The 22911-nt window shown below is 39.0% G+C and carries 25 protein-coding genes; 9 read left to right on the top strand and 16 right to left on the bottom strand.

The annotated features are described in order from the left end of the window. From BN2628_RS01520 to BN2628_RS01500, 5 genes are read left to right on the top strand one after another with little or no spacing between them, the layout of a single operon-like run. Entirely contained in the window at nucleotides 1–1677 is a 1677-nt protein-coding gene (locus BN2628_RS01520) for an HsdM family class I SAM-dependent methyltransferase (protein WP_005859077.1), read from the top strand. Further along, the gene (locus tag BN2628_RS01515) at nucleotides 1670–2671 is read left to right on the top strand and encodes a virulence RhuM family protein (RefSeq protein ID WP_005859076.1); all 1002 of its coding nucleotides are present in this window, start codon (nucleotides 1670–1672) and stop codon (nucleotides 2669–2671) included. The genes BN2628_RS01520 and BN2628_RS01515 overlap by 8 nt, the downstream gene beginning before the upstream one ends. A 12-nt stretch (nucleotides 2672–2683) precedes the next feature. Continuing rightward, entirely contained in the window at nucleotides 2684–3109 is a 426-nt protein-coding gene (locus BN2628_RS01510; RefSeq protein ID WP_005859074.1) for a hypothetical protein, read from the top strand. Between the two features lie 36 nt (nucleotides 3110–3145). After that, entirely contained in the window at nucleotides 3146–3577 is a 432-nt protein-coding gene (locus BN2628_RS01505) for a hypothetical protein (RefSeq protein ID WP_005859071.1), read from the top strand. A gap of 10 nt (nucleotides 3578–3587) precedes the next feature. Further along, a complete protein-coding gene (locus BN2628_RS01500) occupies nucleotides 3588–4157 on the top strand; it encodes a restriction endonuclease subunit S (RefSeq protein WP_055095718.1) in 570 nt (189 codons plus the stop codon). An 84-nt stretch (nucleotides 4158–4241) separates the two neighbouring features. Here the strand turns inward: BN2628_RS01500 and BN2628_RS17375 are convergent, their stop codons facing one another. The 9 genes from BN2628_RS17375 to BN2628_RS01460 form a co-directional block, all read right to left on the bottom strand. Next, on the bottom strand, nucleotides 4242–4487 hold the full coding sequence (locus BN2628_RS17375; protein ID WP_257606339.1) for a hypothetical protein: 246 nt from the start codon (nucleotides 4485–4487) through the stop codon (nucleotides 4242–4244). A 26-nt stretch (nucleotides 4488–4513) separates the two neighbouring features. After that, nucleotides 4514–4963, bottom strand: coding sequence for a DUF2971 domain-containing protein (locus tag BN2628_RS17370; RefSeq protein WP_257606338.1), 450 nt, complete (start codon nucleotides 4961–4963; stop codon nucleotides 4514–4516). A gap of 50 nt (nucleotides 4964–5013) precedes the next feature. Next, nucleotides 5014–5712, bottom strand: coding sequence for a restriction endonuclease subunit S domain-containing protein (locus tag BN2628_RS01490; protein ID WP_055095716.1), 699 nt, complete (start codon nucleotides 5710–5712; stop codon nucleotides 5014–5016). A 74-nt stretch (nucleotides 5713–5786) separates the two neighbouring features. Beyond that, nucleotides 5787–6185: a hypothetical protein gene (locus BN2628_RS01485; RefSeq protein ID WP_005859043.1), complete on the bottom strand. Its 399-nt coding sequence runs from the start codon at nucleotides 6183–6185 to the stop codon at nucleotides 5787–5789. Nucleotides 6186–6219: 34 nt separating this feature from the next. Beyond that, complete coding sequence (locus tag BN2628_RS01480; RefSeq protein WP_005859041.1) at nucleotides 6220–7161, bottom strand: relaxase/mobilization nuclease domain-containing protein; 942 nt, start codon at nucleotides 7159–7161, stop codon at nucleotides 6220–6222. Then, complete coding sequence (locus BN2628_RS01475; protein WP_004316509.1) at nucleotides 7151–7459, bottom strand: MobC family plasmid mobilization relaxosome protein; 309 nt, start codon at nucleotides 7457–7459, stop codon at nucleotides 7151–7153. Before BN2628_RS01475 ends, BN2628_RS01480 begins: the two co-directional genes overlap by 11 nt. A gap of 138 nt (nucleotides 7460–7597) precedes the next feature. Beyond that, nucleotides 7598–8677: a DUF6371 domain-containing protein gene (locus BN2628_RS01470; protein ID WP_005859039.1), complete on the bottom strand. Its 1080-nt coding sequence runs from the start codon at nucleotides 8675–8677 to the stop codon at nucleotides 7598–7600. Between the two features lie 78 nt (nucleotides 8678–8755). After that, entirely contained in the window at nucleotides 8756–10132 is a 1377-nt protein-coding gene (locus tag BN2628_RS01465) for a DUF3987 domain-containing protein (RefSeq protein ID WP_005859037.1), read from the bottom strand. A gap of 11 nt (nucleotides 10133–10143) precedes the next feature. Then, complete coding sequence (locus BN2628_RS01460; protein WP_005859036.1) at nucleotides 10144–10509, bottom strand: helix-turn-helix domain-containing protein; 366 nt, start codon at nucleotides 10507–10509, stop codon at nucleotides 10144–10146. Nucleotides 10510–10692: 183 nt separating this feature from the next. Here BN2628_RS01460 and BN2628_RS17120 point away from each other — a divergent pair, with 183 nt between their 5' ends. Beyond that, a complete protein-coding gene (locus tag BN2628_RS17120) occupies nucleotides 10693–10848 on the top strand; it encodes a hypothetical protein (protein ID WP_154668359.1) in 156 nt (51 codons plus the stop codon). A 366-nt stretch (nucleotides 10849–11214) separates the two neighbouring features. Next, nucleotides 11215–12072, top strand: a complete 858-nt coding sequence (locus BN2628_RS01455) for a reverse transcriptase family protein (RefSeq protein ID WP_005859032.1) — start codon at nucleotides 11215–11217, stop codon at nucleotides 12070–12072. A gap of 30 nt (nucleotides 12073–12102) precedes the next feature. Here the strand turns inward: BN2628_RS01455 and BN2628_RS01450 are convergent, their stop codons facing one another. The 6 genes from BN2628_RS01450 to BN2628_RS01425 all read right to left on the bottom strand — a co-directional run bounded on the left by BN2628_RS01450 (nucleotide 12103) and on the right by BN2628_RS01425 (nucleotide 18214). Continuing rightward, entirely contained in the window at nucleotides 12103–12978 is an 876-nt protein-coding gene (locus tag BN2628_RS01450; protein WP_005859030.1) for a hypothetical protein, read from the bottom strand. A 264-nt stretch (nucleotides 12979–13242) separates the two neighbouring features. Continuing rightward, on the bottom strand, nucleotides 13243–13608 hold the full coding sequence (locus BN2628_RS01445; protein ID WP_005859029.1) for a virulence RhuM family protein: 366 nt from the start codon (nucleotides 13606–13608) through the stop codon (nucleotides 13243–13245). Between the two features lie 9 nt (nucleotides 13609–13617). After that, entirely contained in the window at nucleotides 13618–14724 is a 1107-nt protein-coding gene (locus BN2628_RS01440) for a site-specific integrase (RefSeq protein WP_005859027.1), read from the bottom strand. Nucleotides 14725–14808: 84 nt separating this feature from the next. Then, nucleotides 14809–15720: a helix-turn-helix domain-containing protein gene (locus tag BN2628_RS01435; RefSeq protein WP_005859021.1), complete on the bottom strand. Its 912-nt coding sequence runs from the start codon at nucleotides 15718–15720 to the stop codon at nucleotides 14809–14811. Nucleotides 15721–15987: 267 nt separating this feature from the next. Beyond that, nucleotides 15988–17388 (bottom strand): tRNA uridine-5-carboxymethylaminomethyl(34) synthesis GTPase MnmE, encoded by a 1401-nt coding sequence (mnmE, locus tag BN2628_RS01430; RefSeq protein WP_055095893.1) that lies wholly within the window; start codon nucleotides 17386–17388, stop codon nucleotides 15988–15990. A 13-nt stretch (nucleotides 17389–17401) separates the two neighbouring features. Next, nucleotides 17402–18214 carry a DNA/RNA non-specific endonuclease gene (locus BN2628_RS01425; RefSeq protein ID WP_257606337.1) on the bottom strand — a complete coding sequence of 271 codons (813 nt, stop codon included), beginning with the start codon at nucleotides 18212–18214 and terminating at the stop codon, nucleotides 17402–17404. A 153-nt stretch (nucleotides 18215–18367) separates the two neighbouring features. On the opposite strand from BN2628_RS01425, the gene pepT reads away from it, so the two are divergent. Both pepT and miaA read left to right on the top strand, forming a co-directional pair. After that, complete coding sequence (pepT, locus tag BN2628_RS01420) at nucleotides 18368–19588, top strand: peptidase T (RefSeq protein WP_021929447.1); 1221 nt, start codon at nucleotides 18368–18370, stop codon at nucleotides 19586–19588. A 237-nt stretch (nucleotides 19589–19825) separates the two neighbouring features. Beyond that, nucleotides 19826–20725: a tRNA (adenosine(37)-N6)-dimethylallyltransferase MiaA gene (gene miaA / locus BN2628_RS01415; protein WP_055095713.1), complete on the top strand. Its 900-nt coding sequence runs from the start codon at nucleotides 19826–19828 to the stop codon at nucleotides 20723–20725. A 124-nt stretch (nucleotides 20726–20849) separates the two neighbouring features. On the opposite strand, the gene BN2628_RS01410 is transcribed toward miaA, so the two are convergent. After that, on the bottom strand, nucleotides 20850–22874 hold the full coding sequence (locus BN2628_RS01410) for a DUF6562 domain-containing protein (protein ID WP_074023896.1): 2025 nt from the start codon (nucleotides 22872–22874) through the stop codon (nucleotides 20850–20852). Between the last annotated feature and the right edge of the window lie 37 nt (nucleotides 22875–22911).

Below are 22911 nucleotides of genomic sequence, written 5' to 3'. Positions count from 1 at the left end.
ATGAGCGATATAAATATAACAGAATCAACGATTGCCCTGATTGATTCTTTGAAAAGTACAACAGGTGCATTTGGTTTGGCAGGAACAGGAAGCGAATACAAAATCGTAACCGAAATGTTTCTGTACAAGTTCTTTAATGATAAGTTCGGCTATGAAGCCAAGCGAGATAAAATGTACGGAGAACGGCTAAGCAAAGCAGAAAAGTGGGATGCCGAATATGATACATTTACAGAGGAAGAGGTAGAAGACCTTTTCAGTTATTTGCCTGCTTCTGTGCCGAGACTTAAACCTGAACATACACTCTCTCATCTATATAATTTCACAGGAAAGGGAGATTTCTCTACATTGTTGGATGCTACATTAATAGATATAGCCAATATCAATGCAGATACCTTTTCTGTAACAACTTCCGGAAAAAGTAAGGTAAATATCTTCAGTGCCATAACAACATTTGTAACTGACCAACAAAAGCGTGATGAATTTGCAAAATCGCTGATGCGTAATGTTGCTTCATTCAATTTTGAACATGTATTTATTGAGAAGTATGACTTCTTTTCAAGAATATTCGAGCATTTGCTGAAGGGATTTAATAATGCCGGAGGTGGTAAATATGCCGAATATTATACTCCACGTGCCATAGCCCAAGTTATGGCGAGATTATTGGTCGGGGACAATGCAGATTTACGAGGCGTGACTTGTTACGACCCATCGGCTGGAACAGGTACATTGCTTATGGCTCTTGCTCATCAGATAGGAGAAGATAGATGCTCGATTTATAGTCAGGATATATCAGAAAAGTCGAGTGAAATGTTGCGTCTAAACCTTATTCTGAATAGTTTGTCTGCTTCTCTGCCAAATGTTGTACAGGGCAATACATTGACAGAACCATCACATACAGAATTAAGTGGCGCATTGAAGAAATTTGATTTTATCGTTTCAAATCCTCCATTTAAACTTGATTTTCCAGAGTATCGTGATACATTAGCTGCTGATACGATTCGGTTTTGGGCTGGAGTTCCGAATAAGGTTAAAAAAATCAATCCCGAAAAGCCTCAGATGGGAATATATTTGTGTTTCTTACAGCATGTAATAAACTCTTTAAAGGATACAGGGAAGTCAGCTGTCGTAGTCCCAACTGGTTTTATTACATCAAAAAAACGTAACAATGTTGTTGCCTATAATATTCTTCAAAAAATTGTAGATGAACATATAGTATGTGGATGTATATCAATGCCTACTAATGTATTTGCTACTACCGGAACGAATGTGTCCGTTATATTCTTTGATAAGTCGGCAACAGCAGATAAAGTAATTTTGATTGATGCAAGCAAATTAGGTGAAGAATATAAAGAAGGCAATAACCAGAAACGACGTTTGCTTGATAATGAGATAGATTTAATAGTCAATACGTTCCGCAACAAAGAAGTTGTAGAGGATTTTTCCGTAGCTGTTTCTTACGATGAGATAAAGGAAAAGGGCTATTCTCTTTCTGCTGGACAATATTTCGACATCAAGATAGATTATGTAGATATAACGGAAGAAGAGTTTAACAACCGTATGGCAAATTATAAACAAATACTCTCCGAGCAATTTAAAGAAAGCCATCGGTTGGAAGAGGAAATTATGAAGCAGTTGGATGCTTTGCAGTTCAACGAAAATGTAGGAAACAATGAGTAACGAAATACAGTTTTTGTTATACAATCTTCCCGATAAAGAGGGAAGAGTACAGGTGGTTATAAAAGACGAAACCATTTGGTGTACGCAAAAGGCTATGGCAGAGCTTTTCGGTATTGATAAATCAGGTATTAGCCGCCACATAGCCAATATATTTAGAGAGGAAGAATTACAGCAAGACACGACGGTTGCAAAAATTGCAACCGTCGTAAATCGAGGCATAAGAGGCGAGGTTGAAGAGTTGGTTGATTTCTATAATCTTGATATGATTATTGCTGTTGGCTATCGTGTATCTTCTCCAAAAGCTACCAAGTTCCGTCAGTGGGCTACCAAGATTCTGAATGAGTATATCAAGAAAGGCTTTGTGCTTGACGATGAACGCTTAAAACAGGGAACGGCAGTATTCGGAAAAGACTATTTCCGTGAATTGTTGGAAAGGGTACGTTCCATCCGTGCCAGTGAACGGCGTATTTGGCAACAGATTACCGATATATATGCAGAGTGCAGTATTGACTATGACAAGAACTCGCCTACCACACACGATTTCTATGCCATGATACAGAACCGTTTTCACTATGCCATTACCGGGCAAACAGCAGCAGAAATCATCTACACTAAGGCTGACCATACCCAAGAACACATGGGGCTGACTACATGGAAGAATGCTCCCGATGGGCGTATCTTGAAATCGGATGTGTCAATAGCCAAGAACTATTTGCAGGAAAATGAAATCCGTCGGTTGGAACGTGTAGTAACAGGATATTTCGACTATATAGAAGACCTTATAGAGCGTGAAAACACGTTCAATATGGAGCAATTTGCAGCCAGTGTCAATGAGTTTCTGACTTTCCGCAAATATCAGATATTGCCCGACAAAGGGCGAATCTCTGCGGCACAAGCCAAGACAAAGGCAGAAAGCGAATACGATATTTTTAATAAAACCCAACGGATTGATTCTGACTTCGATAAAGAAGTTAGGGGAATGTTGGGTGAATAATATAGATATAGTATGACAGAAGACGAAAAACTTATCCAAGAAGTACAGGATCAATGCGAGTATTTTGCAAAAGGCATCATAAACAGTCTTTGTAAGCGAGCCATTCGTAAAATAAACTCCTGGAACATTCACATAGGTACAGATGATTATCCTTCTTCGTTTAACTTTTTTAATATTCTCTCAATAGAGTACCAAAGCAAGTGTTACGATGAAATATCACCCTGCTTAGAGGACGCCATAGAGGGGGTATTGGACAATGAGTACGAGAAACTATTGCCGCAAGAGCGGTTCTTTGTGGATTATAGCCAATGCTATTATGATAACGAATTTGACTCTGAGTCTATTAAAAGAAAGATATATGACCGCTTCTACGAAATTCTCAACGAGCATTGGGAGTCAAAGAAAATAGCTAATTTTGAAGAAAAAAGAAACTGGTAATAAAACTACAAAAGTAAATATATACGATTAGATATAATGACTGAAATTAAAGAATTTCTTAAAAGTGAAACCAAAATATCAAAAGATTGCCGAGTGAAATATTGGCTATTCTGTAAAATCTTGGATTATTTACTTGCCAATCAATTTTATATTGGTAAGGACTATGTATCATATAAGGACATCCATACGTATCTTGACAAACAATGCACATTTGACTATATTGACTCTATTCATGCACAAACTGAACTTTGGGTCCATGAAATGTTATGGTTGGGTCTCATCAATTTTGATGAAAACTCACAGCAAATGTCTCTCACACCAGAAGGCTATAAAGCTTGTCAAGAGCAAAGATACCATAGTATTCTTGCATCATTGTATGAAGCAAAATACTCTCGTTTAATTGCAAAGTGGGCATTGATAGTTGCGCTCATATCTGTCATCCTTTCAATAAGTATTAACGCTATCTGATTTCTTAATAATGAAACTAATAGAAACCATAGAGACTTTTATATCAGGTGATTGGGGCAATGAATCACATACGGAAGACACTCCTTGCGAAGTCTTCTGTGTACGTGGTGCAGATATTGAGCCCATCAAAAACCAAGATTATAATCATATACCCAAAAGGTATATTTCAAAACGTAGTTATGAAAATAAGCTGCTACAAGTAGGTGATATAATTGTAGAAAAATCAGGAGGCAGCCCCACACAATCGACAGGAAGAGTTTGCCTTATAACGCCTAACCTTATAGAAAAGTTGCAATCGGTTGATTGTTCAAACTTTTGCGCAGCATTCCGTGTGAAAAAAGAGTGGGATGCGGAATACATTTATCTCTACATTCAGCACTTTTATAACATGGGAGCTTTCTTCAATTTTGAGGGCAAAACTTCAGGAATTAAGAACCTACAACTAGAGCAGGCATACCAAGCCATTGAAATAAAGCCAATTTCTATTGCTGAGCAAAAGAAACTGGCCAAAACTATTCGTACTATCGATGGGAAAACGGCTATAAACCGTTCGATAAATCAGAATTTACGTGCAAGGTGAGAGCAGAAGGAAAGCTTGTTTTCCCTTTGCTGAATCGCAGCCGTAAATGCGAACGTTAGTCCGAATTTACTGATATTTGACCGTTCATATGATTACAGGTCGTAATCTAAGAGCATTTTCATCCACTTCCATTTGGTATAACCTGATTTGCGGATTTAGTTCCTTCCGAACATATTGAATAATTTTTTCTTTTTCAGTTTGTTCTGTATTGATTCCAAAATAGATTGAGTCAAAACACTCTTTTTTCAGCGGCAAATAATGGTGTATTTCACGCCAATCCCATGTTTCCTTTTTCAGCTTCGCCTGTTGAGGAGTGAATGCTGTATACATAGGACTTGGTTTTGGTATGACTAATCTTACTTCCTGTTCATATTTCCAATCCTTTGCTTTTGTCCCCATTGGTAGCTGCATCTATCATTTGCACTATTATATGCGTTTGGACGCTCTATTATATCTTGATATTGAACATCTATGACAAGTGGTTCAAGATATAGTGTACCAAACATCGGTGTAACAGCTTCCATCACTTTGTCTACATCAAGTCCTATACAAATACCTTTATGGTTATAACAATAATGACTCCACATGAGTAATGAATCATTGATTTTTGATAAACTGCGTAGCCATGTATCATTGCGCAAATTGAGTGCATCGTTTTCCTCTTTCTCTACCCACCACTCCTTTGGTATCCATCCTTGGAGCTTAATGTCAGGTGCATTCGAATAGTCGATTAATTTAGGATGACAATCGAAAGGATCGTTCATCTGAGACGCATTAGTGAATTGGAGATTCTGGTTTCCAATCATGCATCTTGCGCCATCTATATCTAAATATTTGTAGAGTATGCGAGACATTTTTATTCTATCGTTATTTGTCCATTCATTAAAAGTGGTAAAAGCTCATCACGCTGCTTAGTAAGACTTGATATTTCCTCTTGCAACCTAATAAGTTGTTTAAAGATAGGCGATACCATTAGTTCAAATTTATCTGTAATATTTTTGTTATCAGGGACTGCTATCGTACTTTGTTGTAAATGGTCTTGTGTAATATGTCCCATCGTTGTTTTTCTTGCTTCTGCCACTTTCTTGAATACATCCACATAATCCAATAACTGGAAATAATAGAATGATTTTGGGAAATCGTTAGCTGATGTAACTTTGAAAATGTGTTGATTTAATCCTCCAAGACCATAAGCCCAAAGCTTTACTTCAAGAGATGCTGACCATGAAAATAGTACATCACCATTATAAACCTTTACTTTTTCAGGTATATTGGATGTAATTTTTTCTGTATCTGACGTAATACCGTCGTGCATTTCTCGTATTTTGATAACAGGTAAAGGCTTTTCTCCTTTTTGTGGTCTATATTTTTGGCAGGCTAGACCATTTGTAAATGCTGCTATTTCAAAGAGATTTCCACAATGCCAATCCTTAGGAATATTACGGTTAAGTTTATTATCCCATTTCATTTTTCCGCCACTGCTCTTATACGGTTTACCCTCTTCATTCGGAAAATCAAACTGCACAAACCAATAATCGTAGAGTCGTTTTGCCATCGCCTCTAAATTCTGATTTATCGGTATATAAGAAAAGGAGAGGAAAAGTCCCCTCCTCAATTTTAAACGATGTGTCAGACATTTAAGTCTTTAATCGGCAATCCATAATTGTTTTGATCAAAGATTCCTCGATAGATGAGCTTTAAACCGAGTGTTTGATAATACTTGTAGTTATCACCTTCGGTACAAAGGTATTTGTAACCGTAGCGTGGCATGTACTCCTTGAAGAAGCGAGCCAAATCTTTCAGGCTTTCTTCTTGGTTCTTCTTGAAGTTACTGCGCACAATGATGATAGACCAGTCGGGGAAATTGCCTCTTCCACAACTATACTCCCAGAAGCGGATGTAGCAGTCTAGATCACGTTCACTGATGTTCACACAAAAGCCATTGGCATTTTGCATCACGCTACAACTGTTTCTGTAGCCGAACTTCTCACACAAGTAGAGATTGAAATCTAGAATCAAATCTTCCATAAATAATTGATTTAAAGTGTTAATAAAAAGTGGATTATAAATGAAAGCCTCGCTTGCGCTTAGCCTTTTTCTTTTTCATCAGCCGATTGAACTCGGCTTCTTCTGCGGCAGTGGCATCGTAGGACGAGTTGCCGTTTAGCAAGCCGAGACTGATGCTTGAGCCATCATCGGAATGGGAAACGCTTTGTTGTACATTATCTTCCTTATGTCTGGATTCCTGTTTGGGTGATTCAAACAAGGATGCACAAGCATTCTCTTCCAGTCGGTTGTCGATATTCAAGTAGCTGAACTCTCGGCTAATCTTAGAGCCGGAGAAAGAAAAACCGTTGTACTCAAATTTTACACCCTGTATTTCCCGTGTAGTTCGGCTGACCTTGAATTTCATATCAATGTCTCGGTCGGCAAGTGCATCCTTTAAGTCAGCCCAATTTTGTACTTGGGACAGTTCCTCTTTCAACGCTTTGTATATCTCATGCTTTGCTCGGTCATAAGGGCGCAATCGTTCCTCCTTGATATGGTCTTTACCATTGGCAAAATGCAAGCGATATTTGGCGGTCAACATTTTGCAAACTTTCTCATTCCTGCGAAAGTCATTCTTGTCGCTAATCGTTTTGCCGTCATTGTCCACTCGATTAAAGACGATGTGGCAATGCGGATGTTCACGGTCGATGTGCCGGGCAATGATGTACTGCGTGTTTTCGATTCCCATCAGTTTCATGTAGTCGTGGGCAATTTGCAACATCAGTTCATCATCATATTTCAAGCGTTCGCTATCTTCCGGTGAGAAGTTGAGCGAAGTATGTCCGACAATATTCTTTACCTTATCATTGAGCAGCGATTGTAACTCAAATTGCTCCGCCATCTGTTCGGGTGTACCTTCTACTCCAACTGCTTCCAGCAATTTGGATTTCTCCTCTTTGAGAACATAGCTAACACAGCCACCGAACGATGTCCCTTTAGTCTGTTTACCTATCATCTTTCAAACGTTTTATAAGTAGGTTAATGTGCTGAGCCATTTCCTTGCATCTGTCCGCTACGGCGAAGAAACCGTAGGTGTTTGCCTGTCTTGCCAACTGGTTAAGATTGGTACTTTCGCCAATCAGTTGACGGATGATGTGAATATGCTCTTGCGTGATTCGTTCACGTACCGAACCGTTTTCGATGAGCGAACGGATCACTTCGCTTTGAGTCTGCTTGCTCCGTCTGCAAAGCGCACCAAGCCATGCGTATTGCTGATATGACAGACGGAGTGTTACTGTATATTTCTTTTCCATTTGAATCTGTTTTTAGTGAATAATGTGTGACCATCGGGAGCCGCCTCCTCAGACTTTTTGAGGAGCAAGTGGTCGGGGAATGTAATACACCGACATTAACTTGCTACAGTAAAAAAGCCTCGATTCCTCTCCCTGAGTTCAAAGTCTGAATCCTCGCTTCTTGGGTGGTAAAACCTTCGGTTGTGGAGTGCCTTGTTGTACGCTGATGAGCTTTAAATCGAATGTCTCTATCAGTGTTTTCAAGACAGGATTCTTCCTTATCATTTGTTGAAGAATGGCTTCGTCAGGCTTCACTTTGAGTAGATAATCAGCTATGTCGTAGCCCTCTTTGCGTTCGTCTTCGGTAGCGTTGGCTTCCAGATAATCGAACATTTGTACTTCAATTCCGCAGCTTTTCATCAGGCTGATTTTGCTCTGCCAATAGTCGGTTGCACCTAAATCAGGGAATAATACAACGCTTCTTCCTGCTAAAACGGATAGGCTGTTGACATTGAAGCAACCGTTCTTTCCACCTGATGCTATCCATAGGAATTGCGGCAGATAGTAAGATGCAATAATTGCCGTTTTCTCGCTTTCGACCAGCGCAACTGGACGGTTTTTGTCTTCGGAAAGCAGATGCTCACCGAAGAAGCACTGCTTCAAATTGTAATCATCTTTGTGTAATACGGAGTGCACCCACGTAACATGATTGTATGGTTCTTTTATTCGCTTACCCGTTTTGGAATTGTAAAGCATTATCTTACCAGTTCTGACTTTACTCCGATTGTCCGTTTGCCAGAATACGGTTGCACCATCCCAATACTTGGATGTACCAACCTTGTATCTCTTCATAAGATTCAATGTTTCCGTCTCTCCGAATTGGGCCGATAGAAACTGAAATAACTTGTTCGCAGAATAGCCTCGTAATGATTGGTTGACTATATCCAAATCCATGTAGGAGATGGCTATCGGTTTTACTTCTTTAATAGGTGTATAACTTCCGAAGCTATTCTCTGCAAACTTTTCTTTCTCAGATGGATTCTGCTCAAAGTAATCACGAGGCGTGAAGTGATAACCACATTTCTGCTCATGATCACAACGCCCCACGTATTCTGGGAACTTGATTTGCTTCTCTGTATCAATGTATTTGGAAAAGCATCTTTGGCGGTGACAGTTCGGACAAGTATGTCGAGTGCTGACACCTTTGTAGGGTTCTAATATGAATCTATGTGTACTCATTGTATGTTTCTTTTTTAGTGTGTCACTTTTGTCGTTATTGTCGTTTTCGTTTGGAAAGTGTCAATACCGACAAAAATGTCACGGGTTAGTCTTTGAATATTCTCCATGTTTCTCTTTGCGAAACAATGTCCCGATGTTGTCATTGAGAAAGCGTTGAAACGTGCGCTCCTTCATCCCGTTTTGCTCGGCTATCTGCATAGCTTGGGCGGTTGTAAAGGATGGAGGAAGCAGATTGACTATTGTCTGTTGTTGGCTGTTGAGCGTATTTTCATTGAGGACATTTTGAACGTTCAATGCAGACTCTTTGAAATACTCCGTCAGTTTGATTGCTCGTTCCACTGTCAACAGGTCGATACAGGTCTTATCACATTCTCCGCAAGTCCATCGTGCTAATTGGATAATCAGACAGAAACGGATGATGTATATTTCCAGCTTGCAATAGATACTTACGATGGTGTCGTTTGTTTCCCGGTCGCACAGCTCAGAAAAATGGTGCTGCCACTCGTAAAGCCGTTTCTTGGCATCCTCTGAGAAAAAAAGGATTTGTGGTTCAATCTCTCCATGTTCATTGAGGTGGCACTCTGATTGTATCAGCTTGTCAATGATGGCATTCCACTCTTGCTCTATATCTTCCGGCAGTTCTTTGTCATTCCACCGTGCTTTCTGTTGCAGATTCGGCATTACAAACAGGATGCGGTCGATAAACCCGTTGCTGGAACGTTCACCTTTAGCCAACTCATTCAAGATTTTATTTTGGATAGTCCCAATAACCGATATGTACGGACGCTTGATGAAGATGGAACTCTTGGCGTTCTTGCGGTCGGACATGGTGGTCTTTGCACTGAATACTGAGAGCCAAAACTGTTCCTCCGAACCGTTGTTATAGCGGTTGAAATTCTTGAACCAAGCGGATAATTCATCAGCCCACAAGCATAACCCACGTTTGTTTTGAGCATGAATGAGGCTCAATCCTTCGGGCGTTACATCCGAAACCAAGAAGCGTTTGCGGATAGGCTCTTGTGGAAATTGCTCACTACCGCTTTCCGCACGTTCCTTGCGGCTCATGCTCATCAGCTCATCGTACTTTGCAAGTGCCTTTTCAAATTCCTGATTCTGTCGGTAGTCATAATCAAGAAACGGCTTCATCGCAAAGCTGAGCGGATGGCTTTTGTTTGCTCCCGGTCGTCCAATTAATGCTATATATAGGATAGGGCTTTCCACCCAGCCTTGCTTGATTTGGACAAGATGCGTGTTGCCAATGCCGACTGCTAGTGCCGTAAGGATAGCTGCGGCAATGTAGTCGGTTGGGTAGTTATGGCATTCGTGTACCTCGCTGATGATACGTTGGATTCTTGTAGGGAATATGCTAACAGGGAAATCAGTACCCGTTAGTCGCATACTTAAATCAACCGCTTCGTCAATGATGGATGCCGGATTAATAGAATATGTATCCATAGCCACACCTATTAAAGTTTCACGGATGATTTGGGCTTATGACGGATGCCGCCTTGCATATTGGCAAGCATCTCTTCGTATGTTTGCTCGGAAGTTTTTCTTCGACCATTCTCAATCCATGCTAGAAGTTCGTCTTCGTAGAAATAGAGTTTTTTTCCTTTCTTATAGGCAGGAAGCAGCCCTTTGCGTACCAATGTATAAATGGTAGGCTTGGCTTTTCTGATAATACGGCAAGCATCCTCAATTTCAACCAACACGTGTTTGTCTGATGCGGGCGGTTGAAGTTCCGATACCATTCTTTTCAACTCGATGACTTGTTCGGTCAGATAACCTACCGCTTCGGGCAGCTTATCAAATGTTACTGTTTCTTTTTGCATACGCCAATCGTTTTTAATTGTTCGATGGCAAAGGAAACAGGTGTTTCAATGGTGGAATTATTCACCAAAATATAACTGATGAATAACTTTTTGATGTAGTTGGTAGAATAATTGCGAAGATTTCGCTATGTTTACAATGTATTAGTTCTTTGATAGACTGAGGAAGGCTTTGGAGACTAGATTATGCTAAAACCTAAAGCGAGCAATCGCACCAAGTCATTGGTAAAATGGGGCGGATATAGTTTTGAAGTATGGCAGAATGGAGACAAGAACATCTCATATAGTTCGTTCATTATTTCCGATTGTCGATACATGGAAGATTCGTATCTACTTCATTAATTTGTGTCCATTTTTTAGGCACGTGAAAATAGAGAGTACAATGGAAGACAATGTCTAAGCATATTTTAGTTAGGTCATATTGATTTTAGGCACGTGGCAATATTGCCCGAACTAAAATTAAATGCTTATGGCTAAAAAAAGAAGAAGCCTTCAAAGAGAGGGAAGAAGGCTTACAAAATTTCCCTCCATTGTTCTCCAATGATTGTAACACAGGAGAAGAAGATAAAAAAATTGGCAAAATGGATTAAAGCCATTGCTGAATTTATAAAGGCATTGATTCAATTATCGAATGTAATGAAGCCTTTGATTGAATGGTGCAAATCTTTTTTTGAATTGTTATAATCAGCTCTCTAATTTCTTTTTTTGATGATAACAAACGAAAAATATTTACTATATATACTGGGTGTTAATAAGGGACAGTTGGATTACTTATTGGCACACATAGAAGATTACTATTATTCTTTTGAAAGAGTAAAATTTAATAAGTTTACTGACAAACCAAAGAAGAATAGTAATGGAGAAATTGCCACTAGACAAATAAACTCGTCTAGAGGAAAACTAAAAGAGGTTCAAACGCGCCTTTACGATTTTATGTCAAAGCAAGTTAAAATTCCTCAATATGTTTATGGTGGTATTCGGGGGAAAAATAATGTGCGTAATGCTCGTCTTCATCAAGGAAATAAATATATATTTACGACAGACTTGAAGTCATTTTTTCCATCTATTTCTCATAAGCAAGTTTTTCAAATGTTTCTTCGAGAGGGTTGTACGCCTGCTATAGCAAGAATATTAACTAAACTAACTACTCATAAATATCAAGTTCCGCAAGGTGTTCCAACCTCAACTTTAATTGCTAATTTGGTATTTAAACCCATAGGTACGGAAATTGACCAGTTAGCAAAGGAGCATCATATTAAATTTTCAATGTTTGTTGATGATATAACTTTGTCATCTAAAGTTGATTTTAAAAATCTAGTACCTCAGTTCCTTGCAATCATTAAAAAGTCAGGATTCAGAATCAGTCACAAAAAGACACATTATCAAACTAAAAATCCTATTATAACAGGTGTAATATGCCAAAATAACCGACTTCTTGCTCCTTTGGGTTATAAAAAAAAGATAGCAATACTATCCAAGCAGCTCTCAACGCACGAATTTATAAAGAATAAGCTACAAGGAATAAAAGCGTATTTGTCAATAATTGAAAAATCAAGTTCGCTTTGACTATTTATGTTGTCATTATATGTGGTGATTTTATGCAATTCTCCTATCTAATTTAATCTTGCATACGGATTCCGTATGCGACATCTTACGCTCAATGGTAGATATTTCTGAATCACGGAGGGTATGAGCAAATACCCTTTTGATAAATGTGGCTGTCTGCAAACGTGGCTTGCCAAATGCCTTACCTATATTCCAACCAAAGTGCATGATGTCAATGGTTTTTAATTGGGCATCAACCTTTATTTGCTCGACTTTGGGCATAGTATCTGATAAGTAATATTCTGTAATATATCCACATAGACGATTGAGGTCAGTTTCGCTAAGGTAGAGAACCAAGTTTTGTTTCGTATATGCGAGAACCTTATCTAATTTTTCTTGCGATGCTCGTTCCTTCTCAGCCATAGCGTTGGCACGGAATATCTCGTATTCTGATGGCTGATTGGATTCTGCGATGGGTATATTATTGATGGTAGAAGGTGTGGCTTCTTCCTTTGGAAGTTCTGTCACATCTTCATTGAGTTCAGAACACGAAGGGGTAGAAACTTCTTCTGTTGTGTCAGATTTAATTTCAATTTCAGGTTCAGAAATGATGGATTTTGAAATAATGGTACTTTCGGCAAGTTTCGAATGTTTCACTAGAGCTTCTACCACCACAGCCTTATTACGGTAGCCCTCAAATCTCAAAATGCATCTTTCTATTGTTGGGGAAAGGAGTTGTCTGAATGCCATTTGTAGATTGAGGTAGATAGCTCCTATGACAATAGAGCATACTATAAGAATAAGGTAGCTGCTGAACTCGTCCCAACCATAGTGAAGTACGGTCTGACGGGCTAAAACACTAATGATAATGATTGTACCAAAAACAATCAGATGCAATGTTATCTGTTCTATCTTTTTCTGCTCCATAGTGAGTTGTATTAATCGTTTGTGTGCAAATATATAGGATTAATTTTTGAGAAAATCCATAGTTTTGCTTGTCAATGGGCTTTTGACGATATATTTCATCACTTTTCATCATGTTACATGCTTAATAATAAGCGTATTGCAAATTTCTTGTTTTTAGATGAAAATAGTTGGTGCAACAAACTTGTGTATCTCAAAAATAAAAATTATCTGCATCATTTGGGATAAACAATGCAGATAATCAATAGGGTATAGAGGTATAGTTTATTAGCAATACAATGTATGGTTTGTACCTTTGTTGAGATATAACAGGATGTTGTAATCTTGATTATGAGTAACTTTGTTTATTAACCATCTCCTGAATGCTGCAGAATGTCCAGTGTCTATTTGATAGGATAGAGCTATAATCATGTTGAGATTATATACATCGGCACTATTCCTATTTTCCAACTTTATACATTGGCAGATGTCATACTTCTTTAAGACATTGGCTTTCAATATTGCTTTTAAACGGGAATTGATTGATCCAACTGTTGTATAGAATAAGTCGGCAATCTCCCAAACGGTCATCCATACTTCTCCATCAGAAATATGGATACCATGTCCGTTGTTTGTTATGATTCCTCGTTTCATAGCTGTAATTTATTTCAGTGAAATCTTATTGGCTGTCTCTCGTTTCTTTACATTGACCAAATCTGCGTAGATTTGAGTAGTGGAAACGTTCTTGTGGGTTAGCATCTTTGAGACAGTGTAAATATCTGTGCCTAAAGAGATTTGGATAACTGCGTAGGAGTGACGAAATCCGTGGAAGGTTATCGGCTTCGTTATTCCTGCCTTTTTGAGCCAGTTCTTCAGCGGATAATTAATCATACTTCGTTTCAACCCTTTGAATACCTTACCTGTGTCGGGCATACCGCATAGTTCATAGGCTTCGTAGCTGATGGGGAGTGTCGCTTCCGTTTGGGTTTTCTGAGTTCTGATACGCAAGCAATAGCCTTGGTCGGGAGCAATGGCAAAATCTTCCCATTGAAGATTGAGAATATCGCTGATGCGTAAACCTGTCAGACAAGCAAACAATGAGGCGGCTTTCAGAACGGGGATGTCGCAAGGAGTGGCGGCAAGTTGTTTCACTTCGTCCAGTGTCAGGTATTCTTTCTTCACATCTTGTGGTTCAATCTTGTCAAGATAGTCATTGATGTTTTCTCGAAGCCATTTGTCTCGGTAAGCAATCTTCAACAATCCTCTGAAAGTAGAGTAGTAGCCGGATGCCGAATTGAGAGATATGGGACGATTGCTGTGTTTGAGCTGCTTGGCATTCAACAGGTACTCACGGAACTTCTTACATAAATCCACATTCACTTCGCCGAAGGTACATTGCCCTTTGACGAAGTTGTAGAAATGCTGATAGACAAACATCCATTTCTGGTCTTTGCTTCGGCACATCTTTTTGAAGTAGGCGAGAAAGTCGGCTTTCTGTTTGGTCTTGTCTAAGAAACCGAACTCTTCATTGATGAGCGATTGCACTCTGATACAACGGATAGCCTCTGCCTTGTTTAGCATATCGTTGTTGAATTCCCGTTCCATTTCATTTTTAGGATGGGCATAGATGTAGATGCCGAGATATTCCCGACGGCTCATCTGCATGGTTTCGGGGTTACGAACTGCCGGATAATAATCCAGATACAAGGAGATGCGATTATTCCGAATCGCTCTCTGACGAACTGTTACTTTTGTACACGTGTGTGTCATACTGTTTAATATTTAGAGTTTTACATTTGTTTGGTGCAAAGGAATAAGGTGATTCAATGGTGAGAACATTCATCGATAAATAACTTATTCAATTTTTGGGGCTGCAAGTAGCTTATCCAATTCAGGTTTGGAGATAAGCGTGTATTTGCCCTTCTTGACCTTTGGGATATTATGATATTTCGCATAATGATAGAGTTGGTCACGGGTAAGATTGAACTTCTCCATAGCTTCGGCTACCGTATAATACTGAGGTTCTTCGGGTACTTCCACTCCTTTGGCTATATCGACATGTTTCTTGGAATAATACACCATGATACCTTCTTTCTTCTTTGGAATGGCATTCTTAGAAACGAAAGTGTAGATAGCGGATAAGGTCATGCCGAATTTTTCCTGCATTTCTTGTGTACTATACCATTCATTGATGTCTGGACTCGGGGCTTTCTTGGCAAAGTAAGTGTCCATGTGCTTCTTGCTCCAGTAGGTCTTGCCACGATTGAAAGTGCGAGGAATGTTGTTCTTCTTGGCTACCGCAAATATCCATGATTCATTTACATGATATTTCTCTTTGACTTCGGCTGTGGTGTAGAAATCGGTGATAGGAATAGTGTCCTTCGGATGTCGTTGTTCATAAGGACGAGCTTCTACCATCCGGTCAATATCTTTTTTACGGATAAAAGACAACCTGCTACTGATGCGGAATGCTTGCAGCTTTCCGGCATATACCATTTTATATACGGCTTGTTTACTCAGCCCTAATAAAGTCGCAGCTTCTTTGAACGATAGATATTCTTTATCCTTGAAATCGGATATGGGTTGTTCACTGATGATCGTTTGGACTTTGGTTTCTACTTCTTGTATTCTCTTCTGCCGTACCGTTTCTTTGTATGCAAGATTATTGCACCGATGAGAACAGAAGCGTGTTGTTAGCTTTTGGGCATAAAATGTTGTGCCACACCACTCGCATACCTTTTTGATTTTCATTTTACTTGTTGCCATATTCGTTACTTTTTAGAGGTTTATTTCTCTTGTTATTTCTCCATTTTGTTCAACTATCGTCAATCATAGTCAACCACAGTCAACTTTCTCCACGACCTTTCCGACCTAAAATCGGAGAGTAACAAGCGAGTAACAAATACGGTACAAAAATGAGCTGAAAAAGCCCTATAAACGATAACCATCGCTTATAAGGCTAAAAAGAAAGGCGCTCAAAATGAACGCCTTAATAATCATTGATGATATATGCTAATCGCTGGTAATCACTACCTACTTACCGATGCAAAATTTACTAAAAATATTACCGAGAATGTCATCTGTAGAAATTTGTCCGGTAATTTCGCCCAGATAGTGCATACATTCACGTATGTCCTGCGAAAGAAAATCCCCGGAAATATCAGTATCAAGACCATGCCGCACTCTTTCTATCGCAGAAAGGGCACGAGTAAGCGCTTCATAATGACGCGCATTGGTGACAATTATATCATTCTCCCCGGTTTCCGGTAATTGAGCAGCACGTACCAACAGTTCTTCAAGCTGGACAATACATTTGTTTTCTTTTGCTGAAATAAAAATATATTCCACCCCAGGCAGAGTCAGAGCAAACCGTTCTTTTTCTTCTTCTACAAAACCGCTCATATTATCGATTTTGTTAAAGACTAAAACCAGCTTTTTCTTTTCACACAATGGTAATATACGCTCACTTAATCTTTTGATTTTTCCTATCTCCTGTGTTACATCTATCACCCATAACACAATAGATGCCTGTTCAAGTTTCCTGAATGTACGCTCTATACCCATACTTTCTATCTTGTCCTGGGTATCCCGGATTCCTGCGGTATCGATAAACCGGAAAGTGATGCCCTGAAGATTTATCGTATCTTCTATAACATCCCGGGTAGTTCCATGAATATCAGACACTAATGCCCGGTCTTCATGCAAAAAACGGTTAAGCAAGGTCGATTTTCCTGCATTGGTTTCACCTATTATTGCTGTAGGGATTCCATTTTTTATGGCATTTCCTACTCTAAATGACTCAGACAAACGGCGTATCTCCTGCTCTATCTGTGTCGACAAATCTTTCAACTGCTCCCGATTGGCAAATTCTACCTCTTCCTCACTAAAATCAAGCTCAAGCTCCACGAGAGATACAAAATTGAGCAATCGGGTTCTCAAAAGGGTCAATTCACGGCTGAATCCTCCTCGCATCTGGTTCATAGCCAGACGATGGGTCGCAGCCGATGTTGAAGCTATCAAATCAGCAACAGCCTCCGCCTGCGAAAGATCCATTTTCCCATTTGCAAACGCCCGTTGTGTAAATTCTCCCGGAAGAGCAGACCGGCATCCTTTACGAATAAGCAAAGCAATAATTTGTTGTTGTATATATAAAGAACCATGACACGATATCTCAACAACATCTTCTCCGGTAAAGGAATGCGGTGCACGGAAAAGAGCGACTATAACCTCATCTATAAGTCGATTCTCTTCATCCAATATACTTCCATAAGCCAAGGTATAAGCTTTCTGTGAAAAAAGAGACATATTCTTTTTTATCCCTACAAAAATGCCATTTGTTATGGGTATCGCCTCTTTCCCACTCACTCGTATCACGGCAATTCCGCCAACTCCGGGAGCTGTGGATACTGCACATATCGTATCATTCGTTATCATCATATACTAATATTCACTTAAAATTCCAATCCGATATTTGTACCGTCGACTCAATGTTATCTTCCAATTCATCCGGCAAAGTTGGGAAAAAATCCATTCCTGTAAGAGATTCCACACTATCAATTGAAACAACGTAAGAAGTTAGTTTTTTATCCTCATTTTTATTTTCAAATATAAATGCAATACCTTTAGGAGTACTGGTATAAGGAGACAAAACAACTTTAAAAAAACCGTGTGGCACCTTTACTTTATTCTTACCTATGGTCGAATCTGATGCCTTAACCAACGGGCCACACACGATATATATAGCACTGTCTTGAACTGCCCAATCCCTGACTTTTTCCTCAAGCACTTTCCACGCTCCCCTATTCAATCCCGGTCGTTGTGGACACATATTCGAAAAGTAAAACGATTCTTTCATTGCTTTCTTACTCCATTTCATATCTCCTGCCGGAGCCATATGTCCCTTATCAAATCCAGAATGCAAATAATCAGGATTCGTAGCACTCACCCCTCCTGTCATAGGGTCAACCATAAACTTATTCGTTCGCTTCACATCACCTCCCAGCTCATCTCGTGTCAATTCATATGCCACCCAATTAGGTATTTTCCACTGTTCATTATATGAGACTGTATAGCCCGTATGGCGTATGTGCTGTTCTTGCCTGTTTTTCAATGGTCCAGGTATCTCTAAATCGGCAGATTCAATATTATATTTCCCCCCCACACCCTTAGAAACTGAAAAAAAAGATTTTATAGGTTCTCTAAAACAATATAGTAATATAAGCACAAATATGACCCATGCTACGATAGTAAGATATTTCATCGACGACGGGCTTTTTGGTTTCCTATTTCGCCTTTTTTTTACCATAATCGAAAATAGATATTTATAAAACGCTGTGCAAATGTACACAAAAATCTCTATCTTTGTCTGTCAAAATTTACGAACCTTGAAATTGTAATTTATAAAAACACATATATGAATTTAACCGATCGTTTTCTCCATTACGTTAGCTTCGATACCCAATCGGATGAACTTACTAATATGACTCCCAGTACTCCTGGACAAATGATTTTTGCTCGTGAACTGGAAAAAGAATTAAAAGCAATAGGTATGACCGAAGTTTCGCTTGACGAAAATGGATACCTGATGGCAACCCTGCCTTCGAACACAGATAAAGAAGTTCCGGTCATAGGTTTCATCGCTCATCTTGACACCAGTCCTGACATGTCAGGTCGGCATGTTACTCCTCGCATTCTAAAGAATTATGACGGCAAAGATATCACTTTATGTAAAGAGGAAAACATTGTACTAAGGACAGAAGACTTTCCCGAAGTATTGCATTATATCGGTCAAGACCTGATTGTCACAAATGGAAAAACTCTATTGGGTGCTGATGATAAAGCCGGCATAGCTGAAATCATTTCTGCAATGGAATACCTGATACAACACCCGGAAATCAAACACGGGAAAATACGCGTTGCGTTCACTCCTGATGAAGAAATCGGTCAAGGAGCCCACAAATTCGACGTAAAAAAATTTGGAGCTCAGTGGGCTTATACTCTCGACGGTGGCGAAATCGGAGAATTAGAGTATGAGAATTTCAATGCCGCTGTTGCAAGTATCACATTTAAAGGAAGAAATGTACATCCCGGATATGCCAAACATAAAATGATCAACTCTATACGGGTTGCCACCCAGTACGCAATTATGTTACCTCGATGGGAAACACCTGAACATACCGAAGGCTACGAAGGATTTTATCATCTGATCTCATTTGAAGGGACTGTGGAAAAAACGGTGCTCACTTACATCATACGAGACCATGACCGCGACCGATTTGAACGTCGTAAAAAGGAATTCGAGCATCTGACACGAAAAATAAACAAAGAATTTCCTGATTGTGCCAGTCTCGAAATAAAAGACCAATACTATAATATGCGCGAGAAAGTAGAGCCTGTCATGTACATCGTCGATTTAGCCTTTAAAGCGATGGAAGATGTAGGTGTCACCCCTATTGTAAAGCCAGTACGCGGAGGCACAGACGGTGCACAACTTTCTTTCAAAGGTCTGCCCTGCCCTAACATTTTTGCAGGAGGATTAAATTTCCATGGCCGATATGAATTTGTCCCCATCCAATCAATGGAAAAAGCCAAAGAGGTAGTTGTACAAATTGCCAAATTGACAGCCGAAAAATAAGAATTTCCTATATTCCACTAAAGATGTGTCAAAATTATTTTTATTCTAAAAATCTATCAAAATCTTCTGTATCGTGAAAACATATTTTACATGATACAAAATACTTTAGTTAGATAAACAGGAAATAATTTCGACACATCTTTTTTAATTATCCGAAGGTACATATATTAGAATCTAAGGTCATCGAAATAAATTGAGGTACCTTCTATTATAAATCAAGTCATCTCTTTATACTACATGTCCAAAACACTGGTTGTACTTTTAGGTCCTACCGGAGTCGGTAAAACAGAGCTTTCGCTCCGTTTAGCCGAATACTATCATAGTCCTATTCTCTCATCAGACAGCCGTCAGTTATATCGCGAACTGACAATCGGGACAGCTGCACCCACACAAGAACAAATGGGACGTATACAACACTATTTTGTAGGTACATTAGACTTACATGAATATTATAGTGCTGCCCGCTATGAAGAAGATGTTATAAAATTACTGGATAAACTTTTCCTTTCCCATAATGTAATCCTCATGAGTGGAGGGTCTATGATGTATATTGACGCTGTATGTAAAGGAATAGATGAAATCCCAACGATATCGGACGAAATCCGACATTACACCGTAGAAAAATACAACTCCGAAGGTTTAGATTGCATATGCCGTGAACTAAAAAAGCTTGATCCCATATATTACGAACAAGTCGATTTGAAAAATCCCAAAAGGGTCATTCACGCTTTAGAAATCTGCTATATGACAGGGCGGCCATATTCGGAATTACGCACCAACCAGACAAAAGAAAGAAATTTTAATATCATAAAAATAGGACTAATCCGAGAACGCAAAGAACTGTTTTCGCGTATAAATACTCGTGTAGATGAAATGGTTGCCAAAGGCCTTATAGAAGAAGCCCGCCGAGTGTATGCTTACAAAGACTATAATTCCCTCAATACCGTAGGGTATAAAGAAATGTTCAAATACCTTTCCGGGGAATGGTCTCTCGAACAAGCAACAGAAAAAATAAAACGAAACACCAGAGTGTATGCAAAAAAACAAATCACATGGTTCAAAAAAGACGATACCATCCGATGGTTTCATCCTGAAGAGGAAAAAGCTATTATCGAGTATATCGAACAAAAAATATAAAATCAGGAATCTTCTTACATCTACAATACCTTTCCTTTAAACAAAAATAGACATATTCTATATGCATGTAATAAAAATCTGTCCGAATTTTATCAATGACAATAAATTCGGACAGATTTTACAATTACGGTTCTGGAACTTCTGACGATATTATAACAATTTTATCTTTATTTTTGGTACATCTTCCAAAAAAATTATTCTCGGGAACATATTCCACAATAGCCCCCTCTTTATCATCCAAATATTCGACGTAGGTCGGATAAACGCAATTCTCTATTCTCGAGCCTGCTCCATCATTATATTGCCCGACAAATCCAGATATTCCTGACCTACTTCTCATACGGATATATACATTCTCCGCAAGGCAATTTTTAATGGCAATGCCACGGCCGCCTACAATCTGGCCGACTAATCCCCCAGCCTGATAACCGGTCAAATGCACATCATTTACAGAACAATTATCCATCCACGTTGCGCCTCCGCCTACACCAATCCAGCCAATCAAACCACCAATATTCTGAGTGGTCAATCCTGTAGAAGCTTTAACATGAATATGTTTGGCATGTACATTCTCAAACTGAGCAGTAGTACTATAATTCGCACCTGTATACCCTATGCAACCTGCAAAATAAGCATATTCTTTACTATGATCTATCGGATTGCCCTCGACATCAGTGTGCACCTCATCATTAGCAAGGCCATTAATGGTTATATTCTCAAATATCAAATTCTTCATGACTCCTTCAAACTTGCCCCACACTCCTGTATACGCATTATACTTTAACTTAATCAACCCTCCTAATGCAGAATATTCATATACTGCTCCAAATTTTCCATTCATTGAAAAATTTCTCAATACGTGCCCCTGTCCATCTACCGTATAAGTAGGCTCTCCAGAAGTATATATAGGTTTCCATTCTATCCCACTCATATCTATATCATTTTCCAAAAGAATCGTAACACCTTTCGATACCCGATTCCCTGCATCATTCACTTCAGTAACCATATCGAGTATATGGTCAGGTAACCATGCAAACTCATCTTTTGTATAAATACGGTAAGTTTTCGTAGCCTCATCATAACGAGGTTCCTTTGGAGTAAGAATTTCCGTATTCCACCACTCCTCACCTTCAATCCAATCATTTTCAAAATTTTCATCAATAGAGATTGTAAACTGAGCATCCGTTGTCAATATATTTCCTATTACAGTAGTCAACCAATTACGCTGAATAGGTATATCGGTGTTTAAATTATGAGAACTGATCGGAACTGCACCATCCAAAGCCTCAAAAGTAAAATGAATAGGGGTTTGCTCATTTAAATCGGCCATTAGATAGTCTACCACCAATGTCCGATTATGTTCACCTTGATCATAATTATCAGCATACTCTTTTTCTTCTTTATCAATAGAACCGGAATAAACCAATGTACTTCCATTCTCTCCTAAATCTTCACTTTCAGATATACCTGTCAAAACATTAATACTTGAAAAACGCTTACAGCCATAATATGATATTCTAAAGTTGTCCGGCATCTCTAACTTGCCGATATTCCAGTCTGTAGTAACAATACGTATTTTGGCAAATGGGCGTTTCAATACGAAATCCTTCATTATGCCATCTGCACCCACAGCCACCTCTTCTGTAATAAAATACGCATCACGGCTTTCATCATTCAGCTGCTCATCAACCTCATCTTTACAAGTAATATTTTCAAAACTGCCCGTATCATAATGCAAATCTGTATCTGTACCTTGCATTACAAAATCTGCCCAAACAACAAACCTATAAGTACGGTTAGGCGTCAGACGTAATGAATAATTCACCGACTGATAATTATCGACAATTTTTCTTTGTGGAGAGATTACTTGTGTATAAGTAACGGACTCACCTTCCCCATCTACTCTATAAACGGCCAACTGGTAACGTAAATCATACTTCGTAAAATCTACATTGGTAATTCCTCCGCGAGCGCTATTACTGCTTTTACCCAATGTGGCCCGTGTTGTCTCTAATACTTCAGGAACAGAAACCATAAAATTGACATTCCCTTCTCCCGAAGCCACCGGACTGTCAATAAATACATCCTCTGATTGGCATGCTGCAAATAACAAGCATAATCCACACATCAAATTACTAATTCTTTTCATTCAATTACATTTTTGTTAAACCATATATTCAGAATCC

Origin of the sequence: Gabonia massiliensis (assembly GCF_001403595.1) — a bacterium.
GTDB lineage: Bacteria > Bacteroidota > Bacteroidia > Bacteroidales > Coprobacteraceae > Coprobacter > Coprobacter secundus.
Note: the sequence above shows the minus strand (reverse complement) of the source record. Positions and strands in the feature narration are given on the sequence as shown.